Genomic DNA, 19,520 nt, shown 5'->3' on the forward strand with positions numbered 1-19,520 from the left:
CACGAGGTGGCAGGTATGCCCTTGAGGTCAGATCAATTCGCGACCCACGGGGCCGTGATGCTCGACAGCAACACCGTGCGCTTCGCGCTGTGGGCACCCGATGCCCACAGCGTCGAGGTCTGCCTGCTGCCCGACCGGCGCCTGCCGTTGCAGCGCGGGACCGATGGCTGGTTCCGCGGGCGTTGGCCGGCCACGGCTGGCAGTCGCTATCGCTATTGCATCGACGGCGAACTGCAGGTGGCCGACCCGGCGTCGCGCTTTCAGCCCGAAGGCGTGCACGGTCCCAGCCAGGTCGTCGATCCTGCTGCCTACCCTTGGCAGCACCGCCATTGGCAAGGCCGGCCCTGGCATCAAGCGGTGATCTACGAAGTCCACGTCGGCCTTATGGGCGGTTACACCCAGGTGATCGAACAGTTGCCGCGGCTGGCGGCGCTGGGCGTGACGGCCATCGAACTGATGCCCCTTGGCCAGTTCCCCGGTGACCGTAACTGGGGCTATGACGGCGTGCTGCCTTTCGCCCCGCAACACAGTTACGGCACACCGGAGCAACTGTGCCAGCTGATCGACCAGGCGCACGGGCATGGCCTGATGGTATTGCTGGACGTGGTCTATAACCACTTCGGCCCGGACGGCAATTACCTCCATCACTATGCAAGCGCGTTCTTTCATCAGGAGCGGAGTATCCCTTGGGGCGCCGCCATCGACTTTCGTCGCCGCCAGGTGCGTGACTTCTTTATCGAAAATGCATTGATGTGGCTGCACGACTACCGCTTCGACGGCTTGCGCCTGGATGCGGTGCACGCCATTGATGATGCGGATTTTCTCCATACATTCAGCCAGCGTGTGCGTCGGAGCATCGCGGCGGGTAGACACGTCTGGCTGACAATTGAAAATGAGCATAACGAGGCGAGTTTGCTCGAAGGGGTGTTCGACGGACAGTGGAACGATGACGGCCACAACGCCTTGCATGTGCTGCTGACCGGGGAAGATGAAGCCTACTATGCCGACTACAGCCGGGCGACCGTGCACAAGCTGGCCAAGTGCCTGAGCCAGGGTTTCGTCTTTCAGGGTGAACCAGACCGCAATGGTCGACCCCGTGGCGAACCCAGCGCCCACCTGGCGCCGAGCGCCTTCGTCCTGTTCCTGCAGAACCACGATCAGGTCGGCAACCGTGCCCGGGGCGAACGCCTGACCCGGCTCTGCCCGCCCCAGGCACTGCGCGCCGCCACCACCCTGCTATTGCTGTCACCGATGATCCCGCTGCTGTTCATGGGCGAAGAATGGGGCAGCGAGCAGCCGTTCCTGTTCTTTACCGACCACCACGATGCCCTGGCCGATGCCGTGCGCGAAGGACGCCGGGCCGAGTTTGCCGGGTTCAAGGCCTACGCTGACGCCGGACAAAGGGCGGCAATTCCCGACCCTAACGCCCCGGCCACCTACAGCGACTCGCGCCCGCAGATACCCGACGATCCGCACTCGCCCTGGCAGGCGTTCTACCAACAGCTGTTGCACCTGCGCCAGCAACACATCACGGCACAACTGCCCGGTTGCCGTGCACTGGGCGCCGAGGTGATTGCCGACAAGGCACTGACCGCCCGCTGGCGTCTGGCAGACGGCCGCGAGCTGCGTATCGACCTGAACCTCGCTGCGAGCGCCGTGCCTTGCAAGCTGCCCGAAGCCTCGACACACCTCTACTTCTGCACGGACGCCCCTCTGGAACGCAATCAACTGGGCGCTTACTCCGCCCTCGTCAGCCTGCTTCCCCCCCTTACGCCGGAGCCTGCCCATGACTGATGCACTTTTGCAGCAACTGGCCGAACTGGCGGGTATCGCCGTGGACTGGATTGATACCAATGGCCACGCGCAACGCGTCAGTGATGCCGCCTTGCGCCAGGTCCTGGCCGGGCTTGGGCATCCGGCCGATGATGCCCAACGCATCAGCGCCAGCCTGCACGCACTCAAGGTTGCCCATGATGCCCGGCACATGCCGCCACTGTTCACCGTCGATGTGGAGCAGGCGCTGGACCTGTCGGCGTACTTTCCCGCAGCCAGCCCGTGCCGGGTGCAGCAGGAAGACGGCACCGAGCGACAACTGCAACTGGACGCCCACAGTGCGTTCCCCGCCGGACTACCGATCGGTTATCACCGCGTAGAGATCGGCGACCGGCACTTCACCCTCGCCGTCGCCCCGACACGCTGCTTCAGCCTGCAGGATGCCCTGGACACCCCGACACCCCGCTGCTGGGGTATCAGCGCCCAGCTCTACAGCCTGCGCCGTACCGGTGATGGCGGTTTCGGCGACTGCCTGGCGCTGGAACAACTGGCCCGCAGCGCTGCCGAGCGTGGCGCCGATGCCTTGGCCATCAGCCCGCTGCACGCCATGTTCGCCAGCGATACCCGGCGCTACAGTCCGTATTCACCGTCCAGCCGCCTGTGGCTCAACAGCGTGTACGCCAGCCCTGCCGCCCTGTTGGGCGAACGCGCCGTGCGTATGGCGATCGAGACCCTGGGGCTGGAGGAACAACTCCAGCAGCTCGAACAGCAACCCTTGATCGACTGGCCCGCGGCTGCGGCTGCACGCTACCAACTGCTGCGCCTGCTGTTTGAAGACTTCATCGATGGCGACGATCCGCTACGGGCCGATTTCGACAGCTACCGTGAACAGGCCGGTGTTGCCCTTGAGCAACACTGCTGTTTTGAAGCACTGCAGGAGCAAGTTGGGGGGATAAGCCAGGACTGGCGGCAATGGCCCGCTGCCTGGCACGACCCGCACAGCCCCGAGGTGCGCGTTTTTGCCGAACAGAATGCACAGCAGATCCAGTTTCATGCCTTCTGCCAATGGATGATCGAACGCAGCCTGCAACGCGCTCAGGACGCCGCCCGCAGCCATGGCATGGCCATCGGTCTGATCGCGGATCTGGCGGTCGGTGCCGACGGTGCCGGCAGCCAGGCCTGGAGCCGTCAGGATGAACTGCTGGCCGGGCTCAATGTCGGAGCCCCTGCCGATGCCCTAAACCGCGCGGGGCAGAACTGGGGGATCTGCGCCTTTTCACCCGAGGGCTTGCGGCGCAATGGCTATCGCGCCTTCATTGAAATGCTGCGGGCCAATTTTGCCCATGCCGGCGGCTTGCGCATTGACCATGTCATGGGCCTGCAGCGTCTGTGGCTGGTCCCCCAAGGTGCGCATGCCAGCGAAGGCGCTTACCTGAACTATCCGCTGGACGACCTGTTGCGCCTGCTGTGCCTGGAGTCCGTGCGCCACCGCGCCATCGTGCTGGGTGAAGACCTCGGCACCGTGCCCGAAGGGCTACGGGAAAAACTCGCGCAACGGGCGATTCTCGGCATGCGCGTACTGCAATTCGAGCAAGAGCGCCCCGGCCACTTCAAGCCTATCCTCGACTGGCCCGATAACGCCCTGGCCACCTCCAGCACCCATGACCTGCCGCCTCTGGCCGGCTGGCTGCAGGCCCGGGACATCGACTGGAACCAGCGCCTGGCGCTGATCGACGCCACCAGCGAACGGCACTGGCGCGACCTCCGCCAGCAGGAGCGTCAGGGTTTGCAACAGACCCTTGAGCACAACTACGCGGTACGACCCGACCCTGACAGCCTGATCGACGCCTGCGTCCGTTACCTGGGACATACCCGCGCGCCCCTGGTGTTGATACCGCTGGAAGACCTGCTGGGCATCGACGAACAACCCAACCTGCCCGGCACCATCGACGGCCATCCCAACTGGCGCCGACGCTTTTCCCTGCCGGCCACCACACTGCTGGACGATGCCGATGCCGCCAGGCGCCTGGAGCTGCTGGCCCAGGCCCGCGAGCAGGCCTGGGAGCGCGACCGTTGAACAGCCTGAGTGCCACGCTGCGTCTGCAGTTTCATGCCGGCTTCACCCTCGATGACGCGCTGGCGCTGGTGCCCTACTTCGCCCGGCTGGGCATCAGCCACCTGTACGCTTCGCCGCTGCTCAGTGCGCGGCCTGGTTCGCTGCATGGCTACGACGTGATCGACCCGACCCGCGTCAGCCCGGCACTCGGTGGCGAAGCGGCACTGATCAGACTGGTGGCGGCGTTGCGCCTGCATGGCATGGGCCTGATCCTCGACATCGTCTCCAACCACATGGCGGTTGGCAGCGACAACCCCTGGTGGCAAGACCTGCTGAGCTGGGGCCGGCGCAGCCGCTACAGCACGTTCTTCGATATCCAGTGGCACTCCAGCGATCCCCTGCTCGAAGGCCAGCTGCTGCTGCCGTTTCTCGCCAGAGACTACGGCGCAGCCTTGCAGGCCGGCGACATCCCGTTGTGCTTCCAGGCCAGCGATGGCAGCTTCCACATCCGTCACCATGAGCAGCGTTTTCCTGTCTGCCCGGCCGATTACGGACAGATCCTCTGCCTGAGCGAGCACCCTGCAGTGCACGCCCTGGGCAAACGCTTCGAGGCTTTGCACAGCGAGGCGCAAGCCGCCGACAAGGCCGTGTTGCTGCAACAGCAACTGCAGGCGCTGGCCGCAAAGGTTTCGCTCGGCAGCCTGCTCGATGCCTTTGACGGACGCACAGCTACAGGCTTCGAGCGCCTGCACCGCCTGCTCGAACAGCAGGCCTATCGCCTGGCCAGCTGGCGTACCGCCGCCGATGACATCAACTGGCGGCGCTTTTTCGACATCAACGAGCTGGCCGGCCTGCGGGTCGAGCGTAGCGAGGTGTTCGAAGCCACTCACCAGAAGATTTTCGAGCTGATCCGCACCGGCCTGGTCGATGGCCTGCGCATCGATCACATCGACGGCCTGGCCGATCCGCGTGGCTATTGCCGCAAATTGCGCCGGCGCGTCGATACCCTGTTGGCTCAGCGCCCGCTGCATGCGGCGCTGGAACACCTGCCGATCTACGTCGAGAAGATTCTCGGCGCCAACGAGCAATTGCACCGTGACTGGGGCGTGGATGGCACCACCGGCTATGAGTTCATGAACCAGGTCAGCCTGTTGCAGCATGACCCGGAGGGCGAAGACATCCTCAGCGAAGCCTGGAGTGCCCTCAGTGAGCGCCCGGCCTTTGCCGAAGAACTACGCCTGGCCCGCCAGCAGGTGCTCAGCACCAGCCTGGCCGGGGATTTCGAATCGGTTGCCCAGGCGTTGTTGCAGGTCGCCCGCGACGACCTGATGAGCCGCGACCTGACCCTGGGCGCGATTCGCCGGGCGCTGCAGGCGCTGGTCGAGCATTATCCGGTGTACCGCACTTACCTGCATGCTGGCGGGCGCAGCGCCGAAGATCTGCCGTTCTTCAGCCACGCCATGGCGGCTGCCCGGCAAAACCTCAGCGAAGGCGACTGGCCGGTGCTCGACGCCCTGCAGCGCTGGCTCGGCGGCCAACCCTGGCGCAGCCTGCCACCCGGCCCGTCGCGTAAACACCTGCGTCATGCCTGCATCCGCTTTCAGCAACTAACCGCACCGACGGCCGCCAAAGCCGTCGAGGACACCGCCTTCTACCGCTCGGCGTTACTGCTTTCGCGCAACGACGTGGGCTTCGATGCCGAGCATTTCAGCGCACCGCCCGAAGCCTTTCACCAGGCCTGTGAGCAGCGCCTGCAACAGTTCCCGCACAACCTGCTGTGCACTGCCACCCACGATCACAAGCGTGGTGAAGACAACCGCGCGCGCCTGGCGGTGTTGAGCGAACGCAGCCGCTGGTTCGTCAGCCGGGTCGAGCACTGGCGTGAACTGGCCGCGCCGCTGCGCAGCACCCTGGCCGATGGCGTGGCGCCGAGCGCGGCGGATGAATGGCTGCTGTACCAGACCTTGCTGGGCAGCTGGCCCCTGGACCTGAACGAAAGCGATCCGCTGGCGCTGCAGGCCTACGCCGAGCGACTGTTGCAATGGCAACGCAAGGCCCTGCGCGAAGCCAAACTGCGCAGCAGCTGGAGCGCGCCGAACGAAGCCTACGAACACGCGTGCCTGGCCTTCATCCATGGCCTGCTGCAAGACCCGCAATGCCAGCAACTACGCCATTCGCTGGCCCAGGCCGCGCAATCGATCGCCTGCGCCGGGGCCCTGAACGGCCTCGCCCAGTGCCTGCTGCGCATGACCGTCCCCGGGGTGCCCGACCTGTACCAGGGCAATGAGTTCTGGGACCTGAGCCTGGTCGATCCGGACAACCGTCGCGCCGTGGACTTTGCTGCCCGGCGCCAGGCGCTGGACGACAGCACCAACACGGCGCAGCTGCTCCAGGATTGGCGCAACGGCCGGATCAAACAGGCGCTGATCAGCCAGGTGCTGGAACGGCGCCAGCAGTACCCCGAACTGTTCAGCCAGGGCCGCTATCTGCCACTGCAGGTGCAGGGTAGACACGCCGCCCAGGTGCTGGCCTTCGCCCGGATCTGTGACGCTGCGCGAGCGATCGTGATTGTGCCGCGCCTGGCCTGTGGCTTGCTTGGTGATACCGCGGTTCCGTTGATTGCACCGCAGCACTGGGAAGATACCCGGCTGCTGTTGCCGTTCGCCTTGTCACCTGCCCATTGCTCGGGACTTTTTGCCAGCAGCGTAGTCACAGCCTCAAAGGAGCTGTTACTCAGCGCTGCACTCAAGGAGTTCCCGGTCAACCTGTTGATTGATCATGCCTAAACCCTCAGGAGCGTCGAGATGAGTATCGAAGAAAAACGTGTTCGAGAGTTCGCCTACCAGATCTGGGAATCGGAGGGTAAGCCCGAAGGCCAGGAGTCCCGGCACTGGGAAATGGCACGCAAACTCGCCGAGGCCGAAGCCCTGGCGCCCAAGGCGACGCCGCGCAAGGCCAGGGCCAAACCGGCTGCTCCGGCGTCACCGCCGAGCAAACCGGCTGCGGTGAAAAAACCGCGGGCGACGAAGAAGCCGCCGCAGGCTTGATAGGCACACCTCCTGTGGGAGCTGGCCTTGCCAGCGATGAGGCCAGTGCTGACAGCACATCAGCGACTGCGAATATTGCGATCGCTGGCAAGGCCAGCTCCCACAGGTTTACCTCTCAACAAGGAGCCTGATGACATGCCGAAGACTGTCGTCGAACCCTCGCGAATCCGTGAAGGCCTGCCCTTCCCGCTGGGCGCCACCTGGGACGGCCTGGGGGTCAACTTCGCGTTGTTCTCCGCCCATGCCACCAAGGTCGAGCTGTGCCTGTTCGACGCCAGCGGCGAGGTTGAACTCGAGCGCATCGAACTACCGGAATACACCGACGAAATTTTCCACGGCTACTTGCCCGATGCCCACCCCGGACAGATCTACGGCTACCGCGTTCACGGCCCCTACGAGCCGCAGAACGGCCACCGTTTCAACCCCAACAAGCTGCTGATCGACCCTTACGCCAAACAACTGGTGGGCAGTCTGAAATGGTCCGAAGCGCTGTTCGGCTACACCATTGGTCACGCCGATGGCGACCTCAGTTTCGATGAGCGCGACAGTGCTCCGTTCGTGCCCAAGTGCAAGGTCATCGACCCGGCCTACACCTGGGGCCGCGACCAGCGTGTCGGCGTGCCCTGGGACCGCACCATCCTCTATGAAGCCCATGTGCGCGGCATCAGCATGCGCCATCCGGCAGTGCCGGAAAGTAACCGCGGCACCTTTGCCGGGCTGATGTGCGACGAGTTGCTCGAGCACATAAAGCAGCTGGGGGTGTCGTCCATCGAGCTGTTGCCGATCCATGCCTTCGTCAACGACCAGCACTTGCTGCAAAAAGGCCTGAACAACTACTGGGGCTACAACAGCATCGCCTTCTTCGCCCCCCATCCGCGCTACCTGGCCAACGGCAAGATCGCCGAGTTCAAGGAGATGGTCGCGCACCTGCACAATGCCGGCCTGGAGGTGATTCTCGATGTGGTCTACAACCACACCGCCGAGGGCAATGAACTGGGCCCGACCCTGTCCATGCGCGGCATCGACAATGCCTCCTACTATCGGCTCAGAGCCGACGACAAACGTTTTTACATCAACGATTCGGGCACCGGCAACACCCTGGACCTGAGCCACCCCTGCGTACTGCAACTGGTCACCGACTCGCTGCGCTATTGGGCCGGCGAGATGCATGTGGACGGTTTTCGCTTCGACCTGGCAACCATCCTTGGCCGCTACCACGAAGGCTTCGACGAGCGTCACAGCTTCCTTGTGGCCTGTCGCCAGGACCCGCTGCTCAGCCAGGTCAAGCTGATTGCCGAGCCGTGGGACTGCGGCCCCGGTGGCTATCAGGTGGGCAATTTCGCCCCCGGCTGGGCCGAGTGGAACGACCGCTTCCGCGACACCGTGCGCGCCTTCTGGAAAGGCGATGAAGGCCAGCTGGCCGACTTCGCCGCACGCATGACCGCTTCTGGCGAACTGTTCAACCGTCGCGGCCGGCGGCCCTATGCCTCGGTCAATTTCGTCACCGCTCACGATGGCTTCACCCTGCGCGATCTGGTCTCGTACAACGACAAGCACAACGAAGACAACGACGAAAACAACGAAGACGGCAGCAACCACAATATTTCCTGGAACCACGGCGTCGAAGGGCCCACCGATGATCCCGAAATCAACGCCCTGCGCCTGCGCCAGATGCGCAACTTCTTTGCCACCTTGCTGCTGGCCCAGGGCACGCCGATGATCGTCGCCGGCGACGAATTCAGCCGCACCCAGCACGGCAACAACAACGCCTACTGCCAGGACAGCGAAATCGGTTGGGTCAACTGGCAACTGGATGACGAGGGCGCGGCGCTGCTCAAGTTCGTCAAACGCCTGACCAAACTGCGTCTGGCCTACCCGGTGTTGCGCCGCTCACGCTTTCTGGTCGGCGACTACAATGAGGCGATCGGGGTCAAGGACGTCACCTGGCTTGCGCCCGACGCCAGCGAGATGAGTGTCGAGCAATGGCATGACAGCCAGGGCCGTTGCCTGGGCATGTTGATGGATGGTCGCGCCCAGGTCAGCGGTATCCAGCGCCCGGGGGCGGATGCCACCTTGTTGCTGATCGTCAATGCCCATCACGACACGCTGGCCTTCACCCTGCCACAGGTGCCTGAGGGGCAACACTGGAACTGCCTGATCGATACCGATCGGCCACAATTGCGCAAGGGTGAACGGCATGGTTTCGACAGCCCGCTGCAGGTGCAGGGACGTTCGCTGGTACTGCTGGAGCTGCAACCCGAAGACGACAGTTGAACAACGGGAACTGACGCCTTCAGGTCCGGTCCCATGCAGTAGGCTTGGTCACCAGGAGCAACCGTGAAACTCGAACCGGACCCCACTCGCCTTGCCAGCACCCAGACGGCGCCGGCCGTGCGCCGACTGCAGGTACTGACCGTCAACACCCACAAGGGTTTCACCGCCTTCAACCGCCGCTATATCCTGCCCGAACTGCGCGAGGCGGTGCGCAGCACCCAGGCCGACATCGTATTTCTCCAGGAAGTGCTCGGCAGCCACGACCGCCACGCCGCGCGCCACGCCGGTTGGCCGCAAACCTCGCAGTACGAGTTCCTCGCCGACAGCATGTGGACCGACTTTGCCTATGGGCGCAATGCCGTGTACCCCAATGGCCACCACGGCAATGCGCTGTTGTCCAAGTACCCGATCATCGAACACCGCAACCTCGACGTCTCGATCACCGGCCCCGAGCGCCGCGGCCTGCTCCACTGCGTGCTGGATGTGCCTGGCCAGCCGCACGTGCACGCCGTCTGCGTGCACCTGTCGCTACTGGAAAGCCATCGGCAAAAGCAGTTGCAGTTACTGCGCCGCTTGCTCGACTCGCTACCCGCTGACGCCCCGGTGATCATTGCCGGCGACTTCAATGACTGGAAGCTGCACGGCAACCGTACCCTGGGCCTGCACCGGGGCCTGCATGAAGCATTCGAGCGTCATCACGGCCTGCTGGCGCGGACCTACCCGGCACGCCTGCCGTTGCTGCGCCTGGACCGTATCTACCTGCGCAACGCCAACAGCCATGCACCTCGGATCCTGGGTAACAAGCCCTGGAGTCATCTGTCCGATCATCTGCCGCTGGCTGTTGAAGTGCAGCTTTAGCAATGATTCGGCATAGCCAATCTGGCTGAAATCGCCATCACGACTATCAAATGTAAATAATTGTTTAATTTCAGCAAATTGGCCGCTCCAATAGCTTGACAACGGTTATTTAACACATTCTTGACGCCCGCCCTCTCCTCTCCTTAGCTACATGTAATGCAGCATTGCAAGACTCCTTTCCGGGCCTCTAGCTCGCGCCTTTCAGCGCGCGAAAGGGACCGGTCTTGCTGGTTTGGGTCGCCCTCTGGTTTTGCCTTACAGCCCGTGACATCAGGCCAGAATCCTTGGCTGTTATAACAGAGGAGATCCGCCATGAAAAAAACTCTGAATCCTGCTGGCTTTGAGTATGTTTTCTACGCGGTTTCCACGTCGCTGCTTCTTGCAACCCCGTTGGAAACCCATGCGTTGGGCCTGGAGGATAACGACCCGTACAACACCCTGGTACAAGCGCAGGTGCAGAGTTTGCCGGCGCTATCGCTAACGCCGGTCCATGCCGGTGGCCTGGGCCTGAACACCCTCAGCGCGTTCTCCGAGCGCCTGGCCGAGCGCAACGCTTCATCAGCCTCCGACACGATCGCCAGCCAGTGGGCCGCGTTCTTTCCGAGCCCCATCAGAAACGGTGCACCGGCGCCCTCGCGCCTGGAACTGAACAACCAGAGCCTGCAGATCAGCCCGGACCTGTTTATCCGTGAAACCAGCAGCGGCAATACTCACCGTGCCGGTTTTTTCGTGGGGCACAGCAGCCTGCACAGTGGCTTCGACGGTATGCGCAAACCCCTGGTCGGCGACCGGAAATCCAACGTCAGCCTCGAAGGTGAAAGCCTGGGTATGTACTGGAGCATGACCCACGATCAGGGCTGGCATGTGGATGCGGTGGCCATGGGCACCCGTTTCGACGTCAATGGCCGTAGCGAAAACGGCCAGCGTCTGGATGGCGACGGACATGCGCTGACCTTGTCGGTCGAAGGTGGCTTCCCGATCAGCCTGGGCGCCAACTGGACGATCGAGCCGCAAGCGCAATTGATCAACCAACAGTACTTCCCCGGCAGCCAGACCCAGACCGACACCCAACAAGCCTTCGACCAGCAGCCAAACTGGACCGGCCGGGTCGGTGCCAAATTGTCTGCGCGCTACAACGTGCGCGGTATGCCCATCGAACCCTTCCTGCGTACCAACGTCTGGCACGACTTTTCTAACGCCGACACCGTCAGCCTGGACAAGGTCGACAAGATCAGCAGCGGGCGTAACTCCACCACCGTCGAACTGGGCCTGGGCCTGGTGGCGCGCGTTACTCCCAAAGTGGCCCTGTTCGTCAGCGCCGACTACAGCAGCGATGTCGATGACAATGATTTGAACGGGGTGATCGGCAACCTCGGGGTCAGGGTCAGGTGGTGAGGGGGCGACAGGCAATGGTGTGAGTGACATCGTTCAAGGCGGCGATAGTACGGAGTCTTTGCGTGTATGCGCCGCCAGAACCAATGCGTAGCCCCCGAGAGAAGGCTGCGCAGCTGTACAGTTTTTTTACCTTGTGCTCTCCCCCGCGTCCTGGGTATCGACGGATTTGAGCGACGCCATGTCGATCACGAAACGGTACTTCACATCATTGTTGTGCATGCGCGTGAAGGCCTGGTTGATGTCCTGAATCTCGATCATCTCGCAGCTCGGCAGCACCTGGTGCTCGGCGCAGAAGTCCAGCAGTTCCTGGGTCTGTTGCAGGCCACCGATCAACGAGCCGGCAATCGAACGGTTGTTGACCGCCAGCAATGCACCATGAATGGGCTCCAGCGGCTCCAGCGCCCCCACCAGCACCAGCGTGCCGTTACGGGCCAGGAGCATCAGGTAGGGATTGACGTTGTGGCTGCGCGGGATGGTATCGAGCACCAGATCAAAACTGCTGGCCGCCGCTTTCATCGCCTGCGGCTCGCCAGACAACAGCACATGATGGGCGCCGAGTGCGCGGGCATCATCAGCCTTGCCGGGCGAAGTAGTGATTACCGTAACCTCGGCACCGAGCGCAACACCGAGCTTGACGGCCATGTGGCCCAGGCCGCCGAGGCCGATGACCGCCAGGCGCGTACCGGCCTTGACGCCGTGCGCGCGCATTGGCGTCCACACAGTGATGCCTGCGCACAACAGCGGGCCGGTAAAGCGAGGGTCCAGCGCCGGCGGCACACGCAGCACAAACTGCTCGCGCACAACGATGTGCTGGGCGTAGCCACCGCGGGTCACTTCGCCGCTGATGCGGTCCAGGCCGTTGTAGGTCGGGGTCATGCCGTGGGTGCAATGCGGTTCCTGGTGGTCCTCGCAAGCCGCACACTGCTGGCAGCTGTCGACCAGGCAACCGACTGCAACAAGATCGCCAGCACGGTAACGGCTGACGGCGCTGCCCACGGCGGTGACCCGGCCGACAATCTCGTGGCCTGGTACACAGGGAAAACGCGTGGTGTTCCAGTCGTTGTGCACATAGTGCATGTCGGAATGGCAGACGCCGCAGTAGTCGATGTCGATGGCGACATCGTCGTCACGCAGCGCCCGACGCTCGAAGCGCACAGGTTCAAGCGGCGCGTTGGCTTCATGGACGCCGTAGCCGATACATGTGGTCATGGTGGTTGCTCCAGTTATTGGCCGGTGGGAGCGGGCTTGCCCCGCGATGCGATGTGACAGGAAGATCGCTATCGCGGGGCAAGCCCGCTCCCACAACGGGAAATGTCGCTGTATTTACGAGATCGACGGGCGCAGCCAGGGTGCGGCGCTGGTTTCCGGCGCGGCGATCTGGTTGGAGATCCATTTACCCATGCGCCGCATCGGCTCGATGGAGTCCTGTGGTGCGGCAAATTTCATCGCCGCGGCATAACCCAGCGAGACGATGCGTTGCGCACCGTAGAGCGGCAATACGTCCTTGAGCTGGTCCTTGATGCTTTCCGGATAGACACCGACGGTCTGGGTGTAGGCATCGACCGCGTTCATCATTTCGCTCAAGTCGTCGACCGGCACCAGGTTGGCAGTACGGTCGTCGAGGCTGGCGGCAAACGACACCGGCTCGGGCAGCTGCGAGCAGATGATTGCGCCCTCGCCGGCCTTGCCGCCAATGACCTTGTACCACTCGTCATCCAGGCGCAGCGCATCGACATGGGCTTTCAGGCCCTGGTCATAACGCTTGGGCGTGGTACTGAGGGTGTTGGGCAAGCCGAGCATGGCCTCGTAGACGTACTGGCCAAAGACGTTAAGGCGCTCCAGCCCTTGCTCGTCCGTGCCGCTCTGCACGTACACCACGCGCGCGCAGACACAGCCTTTCTGGTTGATCGCGCCGATATCGGCCGCCAGACGCACGGCGGCTTCGCGCATGTTCGCTTCGCTGTCGAAGGTGTCTTTGCCGATGATGCTGGCGCTGCGTTTGGGATCGAGGGAAATCAGTTCCAGACCCGGCTGGATGTAGCGAGTGACATGCTTCATCGAAGCAAAACCACCCCAGGCGACGATTTTCTCGAGGTTCTGCGGCTGGTACAGGCGCTGCTCGAACGCCTCGTCGCCACCTTTCCAGTAGGCGACACTCAGGTGTTTGGTCAGCGGATGGTCCGGGGCCATGTCGACCATGGTGCGGGCGATGGCCAGTGCGGTGAACGGGTCATTGGACGGTGCCTTGATGATCGCATCGCTGCGCAGGACCATGTTGCGGATGATGGTCCACAACGACAACGACACCGCGTTGCCGGCAACGATGTGCAGGGTGCGCGCACCGAAGCAGCGCACTTCCAGTTGAGTGCCGTCGAGCAGGGTTTGCGGCACCCAGCCTTCCAGGTAGTTGATACCGACGGTACTTTCGGCCATCTCCCTGATCAACTCACGCGACAGCAGGTGCTGCAGGCCCATATAGGAGCCCTTGACGATGCTCGGGGTGGTCGGCGCAGTCAGGTACGACAGCTCGCAGGCTTCCTGCAGGTACCGGTTTTTGTCCAGAGCCAGGCGTTCGCCGAGCGCCACGGCGTAATCGAGAATGTCCTCGAAGCTCAAGCTGTACAGATCCGCAAGCTTGGCCGGGTTGCCCAGCGGCAGCTGGTCGATGTACTTGTTGGCATCGGGGGTGAGGAAGCTCAGGTCACCGCCGCGGCCACCCACTTCAATCAGGTTGTCGGTGATCACTTGACCACGAATGATCATCGGAGCAATGGGGTGGGTCATGACTCAGCCCTCCAGGGTATTGAGGAAGTCCATCGCTTCGCGATGGGATTGTTCGGACGCCGCGCAGGTGATCTTGTCGTCGCCGCCGTTCTTTTCGCTGTAACGCTGGATCGCCCCGACGACATAGCGGCTGTGGCGTCCACAGCTGCAGGGTTGATCCCATTCGATGGTCACTTCGTCGCCGGTGATGAAGCCCCCCCAATGGATGTCCGCCCCCAGATCGAAGAACGCCGCACGCCCGGTCTGGCGCCCTTGGCGCGGCAGCGGTTTGCTGGTCTCGGGGTCGAGCAGAAAGGGGATCGCGGTATGCGAGAAGTGGTAGTTGCCTTGCTCGCATTTGAGGTGCGAGCCGCTGACCACCTCCGACATGGCATAGGACTCATGCAACATCTTCACCCCGGTAAAGCGCATGACTTCCTCGCGCCAGTTCTGCGGCGGCACCACACCTTTGGCGCCACCGGTGGTGATGATGTAGGAGTCGGGATCAAAGACAGATTCCAGGCCGCGCTCCAGACCGGCCTTGGCCATGTTGTGCAACAGGTTCCAGGTGCCGCCGATGTACACGCGCTTGCCCCTGAGGCGGCTGGCGATGTCATCGAAAAACGCCGCCAGATGCTGCGGCATCTCGGCCTGCTGCTGATCGAAGGCCTTTTTCTTGGCCAGCAGCTCCGGCGCTACCACCAGGCGATCGAGGGTGCCGTTGTTGTGCGCGGCACGCAGCCTGGCGCCCAGGCGCAGTACATCGCTGGACAGGGTGGACGGATAAGCCGGGTGGAAATGCGACGGATCCGGCAGCAGCACGCGCGCCAGCGAGCCCATGCCGCGCAGATGGCTGAGGTAGCCCTTGCGGTAGTACGGGTAGGCGGTGTGCAGGTCCGGGTTCGGGGTGTCCGGCCCGGTCATGTTCCAGGCGTAGAGCTTGCGTACTTCGGAGGCTTTTTCAAACTCGCGGGCGCTGCAGGGTAGAAACGAAAGCGTACCGGAGGTGCCAGAGGTGTGGCTCAGGCACAACTCCGGGATTTGCGCATCCATGGTTTCGAACCAGTCGTCCAGGCCTTTACAGGCGCTGACGTCAACGGCCGCGATTTTTTCTGCCAATGCCGGAATCACCAGCTTGCCCAGCCATTTGTTGATGGCGGTGAAATTGTTCTTTTCCAGCAGCGATGGCGGGTACGACTTGAACAGAGTGTGTTCGAACAGCAGAGGCACTACGTCGTCCAGCTGTTCGATGTGTTCGATGCCTTCGGCGTCCGCCAGTTTTTTCAGCACCGCAATACGCTCGCGCATTTCGCCGAAGCGGCGTTTCAGACCTGCCAGCTGCAGCTCATCAATCTGCTCGGCAGGCATTTGCTTCCAGTCCTGCAAGCTGTGCCCGACCAGGGCTGCCGGGTCGCTGAGCAGCAGCTCGACCTGTTCTTCTGTTGTTTTTTTCAAGGGACAGTCTCCTGGAATTCACTCGATCGCGCCCTGACCGTTACGCGGCAACGGCCTGTTTGGCAGGCCCAGTTTAGGGGGCTTGAGGGCGAAATCATTTCCGGATTCAGGAACTCGAAAAATCATCGTAACTTGCTGTTTTATATATATTTTCCTGATTACTTCCGATAACCGGAGCGGGTTATTCCGGGTCTGCCATGGTCAGACGTGCACGAAGCACAGCAGTTACGTCTGGCAGGCAAGGCTGCGGCTGGCGACTTGCCCCCCCGTCAAGGGAGGGGGGCTGTGCGTCATTGCCTCCCTACTCTGTTGACTCCTGACCTCACGGGACGCCACCGGTCCAACGAACTATCAACGGGGAACACCACACCATGACGCGCCGCCTGCTGTTCAACACCACCCGCTCCATCATCATCGAACGCGGCGCCGCTGCCCGCCTGGCCGAACAGGTCCAGACCATGGGGCACCGCTCCGTGCTGCTGGTCACCGACTCAGGGGTCTTGGCTACCGGCCTGCTGGCCCCGGTGCAAAAAAGCTTCGCTGAAAAGGGCATTGCCCTGCAGGTGTTCAGCGAGGTGCAGGCCGACCCGCCGGAATCGGTGATCCTCGACGCGGTGCAAGCGGCCTGGCAATGCAGCGCCGATTGCGTGATCGGCTTTGGCGGCGGCAGCTCGCTGGATGCGGCCAAACTGACCGCATTGCTGGCCCGCAGCGAAGAATCGCTGGCCGATATCTACGGTATCGAGCGCACCAACGGCCGCCGCTTGCCGCTGATTCTGGTGCCGACCACCGCCGGCACCGGCTCCGAAGTCACCGCCGTATCGGTGATCACCACCGGCGAGGGCCAGAAGAATGTGGTCATCTCTCCTGCCCTGCTGCCGGATATTGCCTTGCTCGACGCCGACCTGACCCTGGGGCTGCCCAAGGCCGTGACCGCCGCCACCGGCATCGATTCGATGGTCCACGCCATCGAGTCCTACACCTCCAGACACCTGAAGAACCCTATTTCCGACTGCCTCGCCCGCGAGGCGCTGCGCCTGCTGGGCGACAACCTGGAGCGGGTGTGTGACAACGGCGCCGATGCGCAAGCGCGCGAGAACATGCTGCTCGGCGCCTGCCTTGCCGGCATGGCCTTCGCCAATGCCCCGGTCGCTGCCGTGCATGCCCTGGCCTATCCATTGGGCGCGCGCTTTCATGTGCCTCACGGCCTGTCCAATTCGCTGGTGCTGGCGCCGGTGATGCGCTTCAACCTGGAAGCCGCAGCGCCGCTGTATGCCGAGCTGGCAGACATTCTGCTGCCCCATGGCCGTGGTGCAATCCTTGAACGGGCGATGGCGCTGATCGCCCATCTGCAGGCCTTGCCGGCTCAGTTGGGACTGCCAACGCGCCTGCGCGACGTGGGCGTCAGCGAGGATGATCTGGAGATCCTGGCAAAGGAGGCAAGCCTGCAAACCCGCCTGCTCGGCAACAACCCGCGCGAGTTGACCGTGGACGACATTCACGCCATTTACCAGCAGGTCTTCTAAACAAAAAATCGCTTTGTAAATCGTGGTCGTCGCCAAACGCGGAGCCCGCCTGCCGACGACCACTGTCTTCAAGTTATTTCCCTTGTATTCCAATGCGTTGAGCGCATCACCGAATCCGGAACATTGCCCTGGCAACACCTCCTTATACTCGCCTGAACAGCCCACTGCGGCGCCACTACAACAATAATCGGGCAACCCAGGAGCGCTTCAATGAGCGACGCCATACCCTCCTTCCCGGCGACTTCCGCCGCATCAGCCGAGCTGAAACGCACCTACACAAAAGTTATCTGGCGTCTGATGCCTTATCTGATGCTGGCCTTCATCATCAACGCCATCGACCGCCTGAACCTGTCGTTCGCCAAACTGCGCATGGCCGAAGACATCCTCCTTAGCGATGCCGCCTATGGCATCGGTGCCGGGGTTTTCTACCTGGGCTACATCCTCTTCGAGGTGCCGAGCAACCTGTACATGCAGCGTGTCGGCGCGCGTGCCACGCTCACGCGGATCATGATCCTCTGGGGCCTGATCACCGTGGCCACCGCCTTTGTCACCAGCCCCGGCCAACTGATCGTCGCGCGCTTCTTGCTGGGTATCGCTGAGGCGGGCTTTTTCCCGGGTCTGATTCTTTACCTCACCTACTGGTTTCCCGCCGCGATACGCGGCCGCATCACCGCCTCGTTTTTCATGGCCGGCATGGTCGCCGGCATGATCTGTGGGCCCTTGTCCGGCACCATCATGGCGCACCTGCATGGCTGGCTGGGGCTGCGTGACTGGCAAGTGCTGTTTGTCTTGACCGGTCTGCCCGCCGTATTGCTCGGAGTGATCGGGCGTTTCTGGCTGACTGACCGCCCCGAACAGGCACGCTGGCTGGACGATGAACAAAAGCAGCAGATCCACACCGCCCTGGCGGGCGAATCGCGCCCCAGTGCGTCGCACAGTGGATTCGTCGGCGCATTGCGTGATCCGCTGTTGTATGTGGCCGGGCTGGTGTGCTTTTGCATCTACAGCGCCTCCAATACCGTCTCTTACTGGTTGCCGACATTGGTGCAGGGTTTTGGTCTGCAGGACTTGCAGCATATTGGCCTGGCGACCAGCCTGCCGTTCATGACGGCGTTGTGCGCCATGTACATTCTCGGTCGTAGCTCAGACCGGCACATGGAGCGCCGTTGGCACCTGAGCCTGGCCTTGTTGACGGCGGCTGCGAGCTTTTGGCTGCTCGACCTGGCCGAGGGTCACGCAGTGCTGTCGATGCTGTTGGTGAGCCTGGGTGCCGCGGCGGCGCTGGCGGCGATGCCGCTGTTCTGGACCATTCCGCCCGCCCTGCTGAGCAGGTCCGGTGCCGCGGGTGGGATCGCCATTATCAGCAGCCTCGGCAACATCGCCGGCGTCCTAAGCCAGACCGCGGTCGGCGCGGTGAAAACCGCTACCGGCAGCCTGTACCTGGCCTTTGACCTGATCGCGGTGCTGCTGGTGTTGGGCACGCTGTTGCTGTTGATCGCCATACCCGCTGCGCGCTTGGCACCCGAGGGCAAGGCGCTGGCTTAATGTCTGAAAGCATCGCGGGGCAAGCCCGCTCCCACCGGGATTTGAGGTAACCGGTGGGAGCGGGCTTGCCCCGCGATAGCGCCCACAAGAACACCCCCACAACCAGCATCGACAAATCGCGAGATTGTAGGTGTTTTCTGTCAGACCGTTCTGAATCATACTCCCGGCGCCGTTGCTCTGTTGTGCCAAGCCCTTCATGGACCTAGGCTGCGACCGTCGTTGGAAAATCCAGCGATCGGATTTAGCAGTCCGGATATGACAGAGATCTACTGGCACCGCTGTTATGGCGGCTGTACGTGGGGCACCTTCGGGTGCGCCGGGTTCTCTGTCACCGGTCTGCTAACCCGCGTACAGCTGCCACCTTCGTTTAGCAGCGAAGGATGGTTGCTTCACTGACAGAGGTTGCCCATGAAAAAGCTCGTCCCCGATCCCCCCAGTCTCGACCTTTCCAACGCCACCACCGCCAACACTCCGTTCGGTACCAATCGCATGCTCGCTGTCCGCGCCGGTATTTCCGCCGAAGAAGCACTGCTGCATGCTTGTCATCTGCTGCAATGTGCCGAGGCTACGGTCAGCGATGCGGTCGATCATCTCACGCTCAACGACCGCTCCCTGGTGTGCGGCGCTGGTCAGCACATCGAGGCGGCGCGTGCGTTGATCGACGCGGTGCTTGATGGTCTTGGCGTGCAGCGGATTTTCTCTCCCCATTAGCCAAGGCTGTGAGCTTATCCATTTTGTGTGGTGACGCTGGCGGCCCCTTCCGCCCTTACGGCGGCCTACTTTTTTCTTGGAAAAAGTAGGCAAAACCGCTGGCTCCTACATACGGCC

At 62.8% G+C, this 19,520-nt stretch carries 13 protein-coding genes; 10 read left to right on the forward strand and 3 right to left on the reverse strand.

The genetic code is table 11. The features are described from left to right. Nucleotides 1–15: 15 nt before the first annotated feature. From treZ to AC07OF_RS24955, 7 genes are all read left to right on the forward strand, one after another. Nucleotides 16–1,794: a malto-oligosyltrehalose trehalohydrolase gene (gene treZ, locus AC07OF_RS24925; protein ID WP_495073615.1), complete on the forward strand. Its 1,779-nt coding sequence runs from the start codon at nt 16–18 to the stop codon at nt 1,792–1,794. After that, nucleotides 1,787–3,850: a 4-alpha-glucanotransferase gene (gene malQ / locus AC07OF_RS24930; protein WP_476446837.1), complete on the forward strand. Its 2,064-nt coding sequence runs from the start codon at nt 1,787–1,789 to the stop codon at nt 3,848–3,850. Before treZ ends, malQ begins: the two co-directional genes overlap by 8 nt. Next, complete coding sequence (locus AC07OF_RS24935; protein ID WP_495073616.1) at nt 3,847–6,615, forward strand: malto-oligosyltrehalose synthase; 2,769 nt, start codon at nt 3,847–3,849, stop codon at nt 6,613–6,615. The genes malQ and AC07OF_RS24935 overlap by 4 nt, the downstream gene beginning before the upstream one ends. Nucleotides 6,616–6,633: 18 nt before the next feature. Beyond that, nucleotides 6,634–6,876, forward strand: a complete 243-nt coding sequence (locus tag AC07OF_RS24940; protein WP_157193011.1) for a DUF2934 domain-containing protein — start codon at nt 6,634–6,636, stop codon at nt 6,874–6,876. A 135-nt stretch (nt 6,877–7,011) separates the two neighbouring features. Further along, on the forward strand, nt 7,012–9,150 hold the full coding sequence (glgX, locus tag AC07OF_RS24945) for a glycogen debranching protein GlgX (RefSeq protein WP_157193012.1): 2,139 nt from the start codon (nt 7,012–7,014) through the stop codon (nt 9,148–9,150). 63 nt (nt 9,151–9,213) lie between these two features. Further along, a complete protein-coding gene (locus AC07OF_RS24950) occupies nt 9,214–10,008 on the forward strand; it encodes an endonuclease/exonuclease/phosphatase family protein (RefSeq protein WP_157193013.1) in 795 nt (264 codons plus the stop codon). Between the two features lie 312 nt (nt 10,009–10,320). Beyond that, nucleotides 10,321–11,403: an autotransporter domain-containing protein gene (locus AC07OF_RS24955; RefSeq protein ID WP_157193014.1), complete on the forward strand. Its 1,083-nt coding sequence runs from the start codon at nt 10,321–10,323 to the stop codon at nt 11,401–11,403. Between the two features lie 126 nt (nt 11,404–11,529). On the opposite strand, the gene AC07OF_RS24960 is transcribed toward AC07OF_RS24955, so the two are convergent. From AC07OF_RS24960 to AC07OF_RS24970, 3 genes are all read right to left on the reverse strand, one after another. Next, nucleotides 11,530–12,612 (reverse strand): NAD(P)-dependent alcohol dehydrogenase, encoded by a 1,083-nt coding sequence (locus tag AC07OF_RS24960; protein WP_495073617.1) that lies wholly within the window; start codon nt 12,610–12,612, stop codon nt 11,530–11,532. A 114-nt stretch (nt 12,613–12,726) separates the two neighbouring features. Continuing rightward, complete coding sequence (locus tag AC07OF_RS24965; RefSeq protein WP_157193016.1) at nt 12,727–14,187, reverse strand: acyl-CoA reductase; 1,461 nt, start codon at nt 14,185–14,187, stop codon at nt 12,727–12,729. 3 nt (nt 14,188–14,190) lie between these two features. Continuing rightward, entirely contained in the window at nt 14,191–15,621 is a 1,431-nt protein-coding gene (locus tag AC07OF_RS24970) for a hypothetical protein (protein ID WP_157193017.1), read from the reverse strand. Nucleotides 15,622–15,992: 371 nt separating this feature from the next. Between AC07OF_RS24970 and AC07OF_RS24975 the strand changes: the two genes are divergently transcribed. From AC07OF_RS24975 to AC07OF_RS24985, 3 genes are all read left to right on the forward strand, one after another. Next, entirely contained in the window at nt 15,993–17,147 is a 1,155-nt protein-coding gene (locus tag AC07OF_RS24975) for an iron-containing alcohol dehydrogenase (protein WP_191831583.1), read from the forward strand. 210 nt (nt 17,148–17,357) lie between these two features. Beyond that, nucleotides 17,358–18,692, forward strand: a complete 1,335-nt coding sequence (locus tag AC07OF_RS24980) for an MFS transporter (protein ID WP_476446830.1) — start codon at nt 17,358–17,360, stop codon at nt 18,690–18,692. A gap of 408 nt (nt 18,693–19,100) precedes the next feature. Next, entirely contained in the window at nt 19,101–19,403 is a 303-nt protein-coding gene (locus tag AC07OF_RS24985; RefSeq protein WP_495073618.1) for a DUF6124 family protein, read from the forward strand. The last annotated feature ends 117 nt before the right edge of the window (nt 19,404–19,520 follow it).

The sequence above is a fragment of the Pseudomonas sp. GW821-FHT10B02 genome (genome assembly GCF_059415665.1).